Source organism: Mojavia sp. (assembly GCF_059505145.1).
In genome coordinates, this window is the sequence record NZ_JCACKA010000022.1 from 154,932 (window position 1) to 168,535 (window position 13,604).

Annotated in this window: 10 protein-coding genes; 7 read left to right on the top strand and 3 right to left on the bottom strand. The window is 41.8% G+C overall.

Going from position 1 to position 13,604, the window contains the following annotated elements; genetic code table 11:
- The gene (locus AC5JL8_RS03430) at positions 1–744 is read right to left on the bottom strand and encodes a gamma-glutamyl-gamma-aminobutyrate hydrolase family protein (RefSeq protein WP_495878412.1); all 744 of its coding nucleotides are present in this window, start codon (positions 742–744) and stop codon (positions 1–3) included.
- Positions 737–4,288 (bottom strand): WD40 domain-containing protein, encoded by a 3,552-nt coding sequence (locus AC5JL8_RS03435; RefSeq protein WP_495878370.1) that lies wholly within the window; start codon positions 4,286–4,288, stop codon positions 737–739. The genes AC5JL8_RS03430 and AC5JL8_RS03435 overlap by 8 nt, the downstream gene beginning before the upstream one ends.
- Positions 4,289–4,627: 339 nt before the next feature.
- On the opposite strand from AC5JL8_RS03435, the gene AC5JL8_RS03440 reads away from it, so the two are divergent.
- From AC5JL8_RS03440 to AC5JL8_RS03450, 3 genes are all read left to right on the top strand, one after another.
- Positions 4,628–4,915 carry a hypothetical protein gene (locus AC5JL8_RS03440; protein WP_495878371.1) on the top strand — a complete coding sequence of 96 codons (288 nt, stop codon included), beginning with the start codon at positions 4,628–4,630 and terminating at the stop codon, positions 4,913–4,915.
- A 205-nt stretch (positions 4,916–5,120) separates the two neighbouring features.
- Positions 5,121–5,357, top strand: coding sequence for a hypothetical protein (locus tag AC5JL8_RS03445; protein WP_495878372.1), 237 nt, complete (start codon positions 5,121–5,123; stop codon positions 5,355–5,357).
- Positions 5,358–5,541: 184 nt separating this feature from the next.
- The gene (locus AC5JL8_RS03450) at positions 5,542–5,895 is read left to right on the top strand and encodes a TRADD-N-associated membrane domain-containing protein (protein ID WP_495878373.1); all 354 of its coding nucleotides are present in this window, start codon (positions 5,542–5,544) and stop codon (positions 5,893–5,895) included.
- Positions 5,896–5,980: 85 nt separating this feature from the next.
- On the opposite strand, the gene AC5JL8_RS03455 is transcribed toward AC5JL8_RS03450, so the two are convergent.
- Positions 5,981–7,120, bottom strand: a complete 1,140-nt coding sequence (locus tag AC5JL8_RS03455; RefSeq protein WP_495878374.1) for a TolB family protein — start codon at positions 7,118–7,120, stop codon at positions 5,981–5,983.
- Between the two features lie 524 nt (positions 7,121–7,644).
- Here AC5JL8_RS03455 and nifJ point away from each other — a divergent pair.
- The 4 genes from nifJ to AC5JL8_RS03475 all read left to right on the top strand — a co-directional run bounded on the left by nifJ (position 7,645) and on the right by AC5JL8_RS03475 (position 13,596).
- Complete coding sequence (nifJ, locus tag AC5JL8_RS03460; RefSeq protein WP_495878413.1) at positions 7,645–11,286, top strand: pyruvate:ferredoxin (flavodoxin) oxidoreductase; 3,642 nt, start codon at positions 7,645–7,647, stop codon at positions 11,284–11,286.
- Positions 11,287–11,436: 150 nt separating this feature from the next.
- Positions 11,437–12,060 (top strand): 4Fe-4S single cluster domain-containing protein, encoded by a 624-nt coding sequence (locus AC5JL8_RS03465; protein ID WP_495878375.1) that lies wholly within the window; start codon positions 11,437–11,439, stop codon positions 12,058–12,060.
- 230 nt (positions 12,061–12,290) lie between these two features.
- Complete coding sequence (locus tag AC5JL8_RS03470) at positions 12,291–12,476, top strand: hypothetical protein (protein WP_495878376.1); 186 nt, start codon at positions 12,291–12,293, stop codon at positions 12,474–12,476.
- Positions 12,477–12,591: 115 nt separating this feature from the next.
- The gene (locus AC5JL8_RS03475; RefSeq protein ID WP_495878377.1) at positions 12,592–13,596 is read left to right on the top strand and encodes a FecCD family ABC transporter permease; all 1,005 of its coding nucleotides are present in this window, start codon (positions 12,592–12,594) and stop codon (positions 13,594–13,596) included.
- Positions 13,597–13,604: the final 8 nt, after the last annotated feature.

A 13,604-nucleotide genomic window follows, 5' to 3' on the forward strand; every position in this document is an offset into this window, starting at 1 on the left:
TCAAGCTGTTAGTAAACTTTGTTTAGTATAGGTTGCCTGAACAAAAGCCTGAAAAATTCTTTGATGATGTGGATCATTAGCTGAAAGTTCTGGATGCCATTGCACACCAATCGCCCAAGGATGATGTTCATGTTCCACGGCTTCAATTAACTCATCTTCTAGTGCATGGGCAACCACACGCCATCCTGATGGTACTTGGTGTACTGCCTGGTGATGCCAAGAAACTACAGATATGTGAGTATTTTGTACACATTCAGCTAAACGGCTTTCTACATCGATCTTAACCATGTGTTCTGTGGGTAAACGCCTTCCCGGTTCAGGATCTATACGATGTAATACTGACGTACCGTAGACCTCTGGTACATGGGGAATAAGAGTACCGCCTGAGGTAACGATGAGAATTTGTAAACCCCGGCAGATACCTAACACAGGTAAATGGTGATCAAGGGCAAACTTAGCTAGTTGCAGTTCAAAAGCATCGCGATCGCCATCTACAGAATAAATGCTAGGGTGGTCTGAACCGTTGTACCAATTAGGATTAATATCTCCACCACCGGACAATATCAAACCGTCTAGAGGTTCCAATAGCCTAGCGGGGTCAGTTTCTCCTGGTGGCAATAATATAGGTGTGCCACCTGCTGCGCGAACAGCATCTATGTACACGCTGGGCAACGAAAATGGCAATGCATCTTGCCGACCATAGGTTGTAATGCCAATCAATGCGTTTCGTGATTTTCTACTCATCATTTTTCCTTGCTCCTAAAGTTTTTAAAGTTTTGATTTGCGCTTCTGTAAGATTAACCACACCTGTAATGTCCATACCTTCATAGAGTCTGGGAGATCTAAGTGATTTCTTAAACTCTCCTGTTTCTGTATGCCAAAGCCTAATTGTGCCATCTTCACTACTACTAGCAAGAGTTTGACTATCAGCACTAAAAGTAACAGACCAGATTCTTTCTTGATGTCCGGTCAAAGTTCGGTAAAGCTGGGCGGTCTTGATATCCCAAATTTCAATGATTGGGTTTCCCCCCGCACTCGCCACAAAGCGTCCATCAGGGCTGAAAGCTACAGTCCGCACCCAACCTGTTTCTCCTTTCAAGGTTTGTATACACTCACCTGTACTTATATTCCAAAGCTTGATAGTCTGGTCTTCGCTGCCGCTAACAAGGATATTACCATTGGGGCTAAAACGCACAGATCGCACCCATCCAGTATGACCGTTGAGAGTATTCAAGCATTTACCCGTATCTACATCCCACAATTTGATTGTGCAGTCTTCGCTACCACTAGCTAAAATTTTGCTATTTGGACTAAAAGTTACTGACCAGACCCAGTTTTTATGATTCTCTTGAGTTTGGCGGTACTCACCTGTATTGATATTCCATATTCTTAATATTTTGTCATCGCCACCACTGGCTAAATGACGCCCATTAGGACTAAAAGCTACAGTCAGAATGCGGTCAAAGTGGTCTACTAAAGTTTTGCAATGTTGACCAGTTTGGGCATCCCATAGTTTGATAGTTTGGTCATCACTGCCACTGGCAATCAGATTACTCTTAGAACTAAAGGCCACTGCGCGTATTCTATTAGTATGTCCTACCAGAGATTTAGGTTCACTATTATCTGAGTTTAAGTTCCAAAGTTTAATAGTTTTGTCGTCATTGCCACTAACTAAGGTATTAGTATCAGAATTAAAAACTAAAGACCAAGCCCAGTCTGTGTAACCCTGGAAGGTTTTGATACATTCACCTGTATGAGCATCCCAGAGTTTGACAGTTTTATCGTCGCTGCTACTGATTAAAGTTTTACCTTCAGTATCGGTAAAAGTCACAGACCAAACTTTTTCTGTGTGTTCTGATAAAGTTCGATGGCGTTTACCGGTGTCGGTATCCCACAAAATTACCTTATGGTCTTCACTGGCGCTAGCCAAAATGCGAGAATTGAGTTCGGGGCTAAAAGCTAGCGATCGCACTCTTTCAGTATGCCCCAGCAAAGTGTAGAGATATCTGCCACTCTCAATATCCCAAAGTCTAATGGTATGGTCATCACTGCCACTAGCTAAAATTTTGCCATCAGAACTGAAGGCGACTGTACGTACTCGTGCTGTATGTTGACCTTCTAAAGTTTTTAGATAATTACCAGTATGGGCATCCCATAAAATTACTTTTGTGTCACTGCTACCACTGGCTAAAATCTTGCCATCAGGACTGAATGCAACTCCCCGTACCCAATGAGTATGTTTGTCCAAAACATTCCAGCATTCACCAGTGTGGATGTTCCATAGTCTGACTGTTTTATCTTCGCTGCTACTAGCTACAGTTTTTCCATCGGGGCTAAATGCTACTGACCAGACTCTTTCTTTATGCCCTGTTAAAGTTTTCAAACATTGACCAGTTTTGGTGTTCCATAACATCAGGGTTTTGTCATCACTACCACTAACTAAAATTTCTCCATCAGGGCTAAAAGCCACTGACCTAATCCAATTTGTATGCCCTTCCAAGGTTAGAAGTTGATGACCATTTCCATCTCTTAGACGAATTTTACTTTTAGTATCACCCAGAGCAATCAATGATTGTTTGGGGTTATATGCTACTGCTAGCACAATACCAAAAGCTTCTGTAAACCGAGATTTATTTAAATCTGCCCCAATCAACTTCACATCTCGTAAATCTGCTCCTCGGAGATATGCTTGCCATACAGTTAAGTGTGACAGATCAAGACCAGATAAATTGTAGTTGTAATAACGTAATAAGTTTAAGATATTACCAACAGTATATCCTTTAGATAAATCTCTAATTTTTCTATTTTGTTTAGAAAATAAATTAACTAATTTGCTTTTGAAATCAGTAATACTTTTAGCAATTGGTTTAAGAATTAGTTGGACCTGGCAATTTCTAATATAATCTTTAGCAGTAGCCTTGATTAAAGCATATTTATTAAATATTTCAAAGTTTCCAGAGTTTATTTCTTCGCTTACCTGTCGGACGAGAATACCAGTTATATACTCCATGACGACATTTTGTAGAGTGAATCTACCATCACTAGCTTCTATGAGCGAACACCGTTCAAGATTTTTTAAGCTATTAATGACATTAAAATATATGGGTTTTTCTGCAATATCATCAAATAATTCCGGCGCAGAAACTGGTTCACGATTAATTGCCAACCAGTACATAATTTCCTTTTCTAACTCTGCCAAACGTTGAAATTGCTGCTCTAACAAGCTTTCTATGCCAACAAAAGGTGTAAGCTTAATTTCTTGACCTAAAAATTCGGAAACATTACCACCAAATAAATCTTGAATAAAAGTAGATACTATTTTTAATGCTAAAGGATTACCGCTGTATAGACCGACTAATTTCTCCATCTCCTCTTCTGTACCAGAAAGTCTTTTACTTTCCAAAACTTTCATAGCTTCTAAATTTTTCAAGCCTGGCAGTAATAAGTAACGAATTGGCAAATTTTCCCCTTCTTGAACAGCAATTTCTCTGGGTTTTATACGGCTTGTTATTACTAAACAACTCCGATGATGTAATTCGCCAATACGCTGAACTAAAATACTATATTCTTGGCATTCATCACGGTACAGGTCTGAATGCGAACCTTCAGCTAAAATCGATTCAAAATTATCTAATATTAATAAACAACGGAAATGCCGAAAGTGGTCAAGAAGACGTGTAATTTTCTCACTAATATCACCTGTGGAATTAATATCTTCTTGGTTTGATAAAAATCTAATTATCCCATCAAGTACTGTGCCTAGTTTGGGTGCTTCTCGGAGACTACGCCAGATAATGTAATCAAACTCTGACTTTAAATTCTCAGCCAATCTCACAGATAAAGCAGTTTTTCCCAGTCCACCCATTCCCAGCAACGCAACGACACGACAATGCTCGTTAATAATCCATTGCTTAAGAGTTTCTAATTCCTGAGTACGTCCGTAAAAAGTTGCAGTATCGGGTGCTTCTCCTAAATCTTGCTTACTGTCGGAGTTGGTTTTCTTTGCTGCTGGTATTGTCGTGCTGGAGTTACCACTGATGAGTTCAGGCTTGTACTTAGCAAACAAAGTCACTAATTCGGATTTTTTGCTGACATCAAATGCTCGGTAGAGCCTTTCTAGGTATTTTCTGACTGTCGCTGACTTAATGTCTAAAACTTGAGCGATCGCTTCGTCTAACTCCCCAGCCAACACTAGCCGCAATACCTCTTGGCGACGTGGCGTTAATTTCTCAAAGGTTTCATTTAACTGTTGCTGATTCATCTTGTTTGGTGGCTTTCCACCTAACATACGATTTTAGTGACTAACAATAGCTTACAACTTAAAATCTTTTGTGACACCTGTCACATATACGCAAATTTAGATAATCCAAGGATTAATTGGGGTAATACAAGCAAAATTTTAGTCATGATCCTACTTGACAGCGCTAAAATCCCATGAGATGATTGTCACAGAATACGACACTTAGCCGTTGGAAAAAATAATTAAATTTTTCCACCTAATTACGTAAAGCAAATACCCTGGCAGATTCCTTCTCACAAAGGTGGCAGCTGTCTTTAATCGAACGGTTGACACATTTGTAATTTTCGATTGAGAGTCTAGCACGGCTTACCCTAAGGTTCCATGATTATGCCTGGAGAAACTAGCGAAGCAAACGAAGTTGACAGAATTGTGACTCGACTGCGAGAAATTCTCCTTAAATGTTGGCATGAAACTGGTTTCGGTCACATAGAAATTAAAAGTGAGCGAATTAAGCGTGATCGAATTGCAGTAACGATAATGGGTTCTACTCATTATCGGTATGTCATCAGTCAAGAGGAGTTACAAAAGTGGTGGATAGAGGAGCAAAAGTCGAGTCACAGTAAAATTGAATATGAAATTTCAACACAACTAAATAATCATTACACAATTGAATAATTATATACATTCCTCAGAGAATGGTAGGCATAGTTGTGATAACTAGCCATTGGAAAGTTGCAGACAACCCAATCACAAATTTTTAAAACCTAGCCCTGATAAATTGTGATTTTTACAAGGCAGGAGAAGTTAATTAACTTCTCCTGCCTAATTTTTTAAGGGCTAATTGCTTGGAAATATCAACTATTATTTGGAGTACAAAGCTATGAAAACTGAACAACAAAACAATTTTTTATTTCGGTTTGCTTCAAGATTTTTGAAGTACCTTCTACTCTTTGGGGCTGGCTTGGCGATCGCCTGTGTGATGTCGATGAGTTTAGGACTCTCGAAGATAGCCATGATGTTACTACCCCTGATCGGAGAATGGTTTGGAAGATTAGCGATTATTCTACTGTGTTTGTTTGCAGCTGCAATGATTATCGAGTCTGTGGTTAAAAAATAAGCTGCTGCACGCCTAAATTGTACAGTTTCTTGTTAGTAATACCATATGCTTTCCTCCTTAAAAAGCCATTAAAAAAGGGAGGAAAGTATAATTTCTCACGCCTCTATCAGACAGTAGCCTACACAGTTAGGACATACACAATAAACAGCTTAATCAAATCAGATACTACACTTACTTCAAGCCGATGACAAACATTAACTCAAAAACAGATTCTCGCAGAGCTAACTTTCAGTCAAGCACTGTAAAGCCTAGTTATTACGACGAAATGGAATGGAAAACCTATCAAGAACATTGCTATCAAGCTCGTTTGAGTTACATTTTATCTTGTATGGCGATCGCCGCTTCCATTGCCATGAGTTTGTTAGCAGGTTTCCTCATGCTTTCGGGCAATGTGACTCAGGCTGATGTCACAGCTATCACAGGGCTAGTTTCTACTGGATTGTATATTCCCCTATCAAGGGATGCCAATAGAAAGATTGAGCGCTTGACAAAACTTACAAAGGATTACAGGTTACTTCGTCCCTCAGGTGAAGCGTAAATCAGGAATTAGTAATTAACAGACTTCAGATTTTATCTTAGTTTCAGGGTTTGCATCTTTCCTTTGATTTTAGAGAATTAGGAAGTTAGACCTTGAGCAAGCAAATGTGCGATTCTTCATTTTGAAAGCATTCATAAGCTATTTGTTTGCCATCAGGCGACCAAACTGGACGTGAATCTCTGCCTTTATTGGTAGTTAATCTAATTTGACCAGAACCATTAGTGTTCATTACATAGATATCTGAGTTGCCATCACGATAAGATTCAAAGGCAATTCGTGTACCATTGGGTGACCAAGCAGGGTTTTGAGATATTCCTGGATTCGTAAGCTGAGTGTTACCAGAACCATCAGCATTAATTACATAAATGTAACCATTTTTCTTGAAAGGTTCAGGACTTGAATGGTAAGCAATCTTTTTGCTATCTGGTGACCAAACTGCCCCTGCATTATTATTTGAGTCATTAGTTAATCTGGTTTGGCTAGAACCATCAGTATTCATGACATAGAGTTCTTCGTTGCCATCACGTCCAGAAAGGAAAGCAATTTTTTTGCCATCTGGCGACCAAGAAAGAACTGAATCATACCCCGGATTTTTGGTGATTCTGGTTGGCTGAGAGCCATCGGCATTCATGATGTAGATTTCATAATCATTATTATCACGCCTAGATCCGAAAGCAATCTTTTTGCCATCTGGTGACCAGATATAAGGATAATCACCTGCTGGATTTTTAGTTAAATTAGTTTGTCCAGAACCATCAGCATTCATCACATAAACTTCAGGGTTGCGATTGCGCCCAGAAAGAAAGGCAATTTTTTTGCTATCCGGTGACCACACGGGAGAACGATCCTTTACTGAATTATTGGTGAGATTCTTCAGGTTTGAACCATCAGCATTCATGACATAAATTTCTTCGTTGCCAGGATTTTTCAAACTCATGAAAGCAATTTGCTTCCTATTTGGTGACCACTGTGGTTCTTCAGCAAGTTTAATCTTAGGCGTTAAATCAATTACTCGTGGCTGAACACTAGAAGCTTTTTTAGGTAAGTTTTCAGCAAGTTTAATTTTAGGAGTTACATTGGTTGATACTGATTGAATACTAGAAGATTGGTTGCGAGAAACTTCAGCTTTTATCTCTGTAGGATTATCACCACTGCAACTCGTAAGACCTAGTATCAGTCCTAACAAGATAAAAGAACTTATATGGCGGTAAGTTAAAGTACGCATTAGTAGTCTCCAATTAGGTATTACTTGTAGTTCGACTACAAACTGAAACAGGAGCATTCCGCATTTTTTTCCAAGCTTTTTTGGAACTTAATCTTAATTCTCGAACCTATACCCCCAAATAAAAATTGAATTATTTAAAGTCCCTGCAAAATAGCTATTTAAATATTTGAGTACAGGATTAATATATAAATTTTCCTGTGGAAGAGCCTGTGCGATACTGTGAAGGTGATTAGTAGCTAATCTAAATCAAAATTCATCAATATTATTGAATTTTAGGTAAATTTCATTCGTTAAAACTGAATATTTAAAATTGTATCCATGCCTCACCATAATGCAATGTAGAAGTTTAAAAATTTAAGAAATAGGCAGAAATACACAAAGATTTAAGTGGCTGGACATCAATAAATATATAATTTACAAACCCAAATTATAGAGTCCATATTTGGACTCTTGACGTTTATTTATGCCCAGCTAATTCGTAATGTAGATATCTTCGCGCTTGGGTGATATAGCAGGAGTAAATGATGAACAAAATATTTGCAACAATTGACGGAAATGAAGCTGTCGCCCGTATTGCCTACAAATTAAATGAGGTAATTGCAATTTATCCCATCACTCCCTCCTCAACAATGGGTGAATGGGCAGATGCTTGGTCAGCCGAAGACCGTCCTAACCTCTGGGGCACAGTTCCCAGTGTAGTACAGATGCAAAGCGAAGGTGGAGCCGCAGGTGCGGTGCATGGGGCGTTACAAACTGGTTCCCTCAGTACTACCTTCACAGCATCTCAGGGATTATTGTTGATGATACCCAATCTCTACAAAATCGCTGGGGAATTAACAAGTGCGACAATTCACGTCGCTGCACGTTCTTTAGCTACCCATGCTTTATCTATTTTCGGTGACCATAGCGATGTCATGGCAGCTCGTGCTACAGGGTTTGCGTTGCTGTGTTCGGCTTCGGTGCAGGAAAATCTAGACTTTGCCCTTATCGCCTATGCTGCAACCTTAGAAGCGCGAGTACCGTTTATGCACTTCTTTGACGGCTTCCGTACCTCCCATGAAGTGCAGAAAGTGAAATTACTCTCTGATGATGATTTGCGATCGCTCATCAACGACAATCTCATATTGGCACACCGCGATCGCGCTCTCACTCCAGACCGCCCAGTTTTACGGGGTACAGCCCAAAACCCTGATATTTATTTCCAGTCCCGCGAAGGTGCTAACCCTTATTACAACGCCACGCCCGAAATTGTCCAGCGCCTCATGGATAAATTTGGCGATCGCACGGGCAGATATTATCAAATTTATGAATATCACGGCGCACCCGATGCCGATCGCGTGATTGTCATCATGGGTTCCGGCTGTGAAACTGTCCATGAAACAGTAGATTACCTCAACAACCTTGGGGAAAAAGTTGGTGTAGTGAAGGTGCGGCTATATCGCCCTTTTGATGTAGAAAGGTTTGTTGATGTATTACCTAGCAGTGTAAAAGCGATCGCAGTTCTCGACCGCACCAAAGAATCAGGTAGCGCAGGGGAACCACTGTATTTAGATGTAGTGGCTGCAATTCATGAAAGATGGGGAAATGACACAGGGACACGGGGACATAGAGACGGGGAAAAATTAATCTCCGGGTCTTCCTCATCTCTCCCCAAAATCATCGGTGGTCGTTACGGTCTTTCTTCTAAAGAATTTACGCCAGCGATGATCAAGGGCATTTTCAACAACCTCGCTTCAGCTACACCGAAAAACCATTTTACTGTCGGTATTAATGACGATGTTAGCCATACATCCCTAAGCTTTGACCAGAATTTCTCTACCGAACCAGATAACGTAGTTAGAGCAATGTTTTATGGCTTAGGTTCCGATGGTACGGTCGGGGCTAACAAAAACTCAATCAAAATTATAGGTGAAGAAACAGACAACTACGCCCAAGGTTACTTTGTTTACGACTCAAAAAAATCTGGCTCGATGACCGTTTCTCACCTGCGCTTTGGCAAAGAGCCAATTCGCTCAACTTATTTGATTGACAAAGCCAACTTTATAAGTTGTCATCATTGGGGTTTTTTGGAACGAATTGATGTTCTTAAAGCTGCTATTCCTGGGGCGACTGTTCTTGTTAACAGTCCTTATGATGCCGATGTTGTTTGGGAACGTTTGCCAGTAAAAGTACAGCAGCAAATTATCAAAAAGCAACTAAATTTATACGTCATCAATGCAAGCCAAGTTGCCCGTCAAAGTGGCATGGGTGGCAGAATTAATACAATTATGCAAGTGTGCTTCTTCGCCTTAGCAAATGTTTTGCCACAACAAGAAGCGATCGCCAAAATTAAACAAGCAATTGAAAAAACCTACGGTAAGAAAGGGGCAGAAGTTGTCCGCATGAATTTGCAAGCCGTAGACCAAACTCTAGAAAATTTACATCAGGTGAAAGTCAAATATGAGGAACAGGGAAAATGGATAGATGAGGAAATATTCTTATCTAAAATCCAAAATCCTCTGCCAATCACAGCCCCCAAATTTGTGCGGGAAGTCCTCGGTAAAATTATGACATGGCAAGGTGATGACTTACCTGTAAGTACATTACCGCCTGATGGTACATTCCCCACAGGTACAACCAAGTGGGAAAAACGCAATGTAGCGGAAGAAATTCCTGTTTGGGATGGGGATGTCTGCGTACAGTGCGGTAAATGTGTGATGGTTTGTCCCCACAGCGCCATCCGTGCCAAGGTGTATCAACCGAGTGAGTTAGCCAATGCACCAGCAACCTTTAAGTCAGTTGATGCCAAAGATAGGGACTTTGCCATCCAAAAATTTACGATTCAGGTTGCCCCTGAAGATTGTACAGGGTGCGTTATCTGCGTAAATATTTGCCCTGCTAAAAATAAGTCTGAGCCATTGCGGAAAGCGATTAATATGGCGCAGCAACTGCCTTTGCGACAACAAGAACGAAAAAACTGGGATTTCTTTCTGAATTTGCCCAATCCCGATCGCAGACAACTCAAACTTAACCAAATTCGCCAACAACAACTGCAAGAACCATTATTTGAATTTTCTGGTGCTTGTGTAGGTTGTGGCGAGACACCTTATTTAAAATTATTGACACAACTATTTGGCGATCGCGCCGTAATTGCCAACGCTACAGGTTGTTCTTCAATCTACGGCGGAAATTTACCCACAACTCCCTGGACAACCAACGCTGAAGGAAGAGGCCCGGCATGGTCTAATAGCTTATTTGAAGATAATGCCGAATTCGGTTTTGGCTTCCGCCTTTCCTTAGATAAGCAAGCGGAATTTGCTGCGGAACTACTGCAAAAATTGAGTGGTGAAATTGATGATAACCTCATTCAATCCATCCTCAACGCTACACAAAATTCCGAAGCTGACATTTGGGAACAGCGAGAACGGGTAGAGTTGTTGAAAAAACGACTAGATAAAATTATCAATTTCTCATCAGACCCCAATCTAAAATCCAAAATCTCAAATCTAAAATCGATTGCTGATTACCTTGTCAAAAAAAGCGTCTGGATTGTTGGTGGTGACGGCTGGGCTTATGACATTGACTTTGGCGGTATCGATCATGTGCTGGTCAGTGGCCGCAATGTGAATATCTTGGTGATGGATACAGAAGTGTATTCTAATACAGGCGGTCAATCCTCAAAAGCTACCCCAAAAGCAGCAGTGGCGAAATTTGCCGCCAGTGGTAAGCCTGCACCCAAGAAAGACTTAGGACTAATTGCCATGACCTACGGCAATGTCTACGTAGCAAGTGTAGCCCTTGGTGCGAGGGATGAACATACCCTGAAAGTATTTTTGGAAGCAGAAGCTTTTAATGGCCCATCGTTGATTATTGCTTACAGCCATTGCATTGCTCACGGCATCAACATGACCACAGGGATGAATCAACAGAAAGCGCTGGTAGAATCCGGTCGTTGGTTGCTTTATCGGTATAATCCTGAGTTGCAAAAACAAGGCAAAAATCCATTGCAACTGGATATGAAAGCGCCTAAGCAACCAGTAGATCAGTCAATGTATCAAGAAAATCGCTTTAAAATGCTTACCAAGAGTAAGCCGGAAGTTGCTAAACAACTGCTAGAACAAGCGCAAGCCGAAGTAAATGCGCGTTGGCGGATGTATGAATATTTGGCGGAACGAAAGGAATATTAAGGGACTTGCAAGTAAAAAAAAGATCCCATCATTTTTGAAGTTGGGGGAGAAGAAACCAAAAATCATGATGTCATCAAAATCTTAGTGTATGACGCTGCGATCGCTTCGCTATATTAGCGGTTAACAGGTAACGCTTCCAAGGAGGAATAGATGGAAACAAAGTCAAGTAACCCATCGCTAGCACCAATAGAAATTCCCCCCGATCATCTAAACATCATGGGTTACGTTGATGAATCCGAGGTTAATGGCCCTGGCTGTCGTGCTGTTGTTTGGGTGCAAGGCTGTCCGCGAGAGTGTCCTGGCTGTTTTAATCCTGAATCTTGGTCATTTGAGATTAACCAACTCATTTCTGTCGATACCCTCGCCGAGAATATTCTCAAAAATCCTCGCAACACAGGAGTGACATTCTCTGGCGGAGAACCTTTTTGGCAAGCACCCGCATTGGCTTCTCTAGCACGCAAACTCAAAGCTGCTGGGTTAAATGTGATGTCATTTACTGGGTTCACCCTCAAGCAACTACAGTCTGAATCTGCTCCCCCAGGTTCCCAAGCTTTGTTAGAACAGCTAGATATTCTCATTGACGGGCCTTTTGTAGAATCTTTAGCAATTCATTCCCCCAACTCCCCAGTTTCTTCTAGCAATCAAAGGGTTCGTGTCCTCAATCCGGCTTTCCAAGACCAAATTACCTGGGCTAGCGATCAGATAGAGATTCATGTGCTTAAGGATGGTAGCCGCATTGTGACTGGTTATCAAGGTTGGCGAGAGCAGGCATAATTAATTATTGGGGATTGGGGATTGGGGATTGGGGATTGGGGACTGGGGATTGGGGATTGGGGATTGGGCAGGGGAGCAGATGAGACAAGGGGAGAAATTGTTACTCAGAACTCAGAACTCAGCACTCAGCACTCAGCACTTAGAACTCGGAATGTCAAGCTTGAAACTCGGAACGCCGAGCTTGGAACTCGGAACGCCGAGCTTGGAACTCGAAACGCCGAGCTTGGAACTTGGAACTTCGAGTTTGGAACTCGGAACTACTAGCTCAGAACTTGGAACGCCGAGCTTGGAACTCGGAACGCCGAGTTTGGAACTTGGAACTTCAAGCTTGGAACTTGGAACTTCGAGTTTGGAACTCGGAACTACTAGCTCAGAACTCGGAACGACTAGCTCAGAACTTGGAACGCCGAGCTTGAAAGTGCTGAGTGCTGAGTCAGAGAGTCTCCCCTTGTCTCCTTATCCCCAGTCCCCAATCCCAAGCCCCCAGTCCCCAGCCCCCAATCCCCCTTGAAACTTAAGGTGAATAGCTCATTGCAGAAAATCTTTACTACCCATCGCTTACTCTGGGCGATTTTGCTCATAGCTACAGCATTAATAGTGACTATAGCGCTTTCGCTTTCTCAGGGAGCTGTACCTTTAAGTGTGCCTGAATTGTGGCAAGCGCTTCTCCACCAAGGCGATCCTATTAAACAGACAATCCTTTGGGATTTACGTCTCCCGCGCATTATTGCAGCTCTGATTGTGGGTGCAGCTTTGGGAATGTCGGGAGTGTTGCTGCAAGGAATGCTACGCAATAGTCTTGCCGATCCATTTATACTGGGCATTTCCGCTGGTGCAGGACTAATTGTCATCGTTATGGTGGTGTTGCAAATTTTCCCAGCGGCAATTCCTATAGCGGCGTGGTTAGGAGCAATTTTGACATCAGCTATTGTAATTTTCCTTGGTCGTGCGGGGTCGGGAATTGCAGTGGAACGATTGATTTTGGGCGGGGTGGCGGTGAGTTCTTTATTCGGTGCAGTACAAAGTACATTACTTTTGCTGGCGGAAGACGGGCAAATTCAAATTGCACTCAATTGGCTAGTTGGTAGCCTCAACGGACGGGGTTGGAAAGAAATTACAACTGTTGGCCCTTATATCATCGTGGCATTGCTGGGAGGATGTTTACTAGCGCGATCGCTCAATGTCCTAGCTTTAGGTGATGATTTGGCTTTGGGTTTAGGTGTATCGTTAACGCGATCGCGCTTATTAATTGGTGGTGTTGCTACTTTATTAGCCGCAGGCGCAGTTAGCATCAGCGGCTTGATTGGATTTGTGGGACTTGTTGTTCCCCACGGTGTACGTCTGCTCGTTGGTACAGATCACCGCTTTGTTTTGCCACTGTCAGCCTTAGCAGGTGCTTGGTTACTCACCTTTGCCGATTTACTCTCTAGGCTGGGAGCAATAGAATTACCAGTAGGTTCTGTTACCGCCTTGCTGGGTTCACCGCTATTTATCTGGTTACTTTATCGCCGTTCTGCTGGCTTGAGTAAATCATGAAGAGTGCT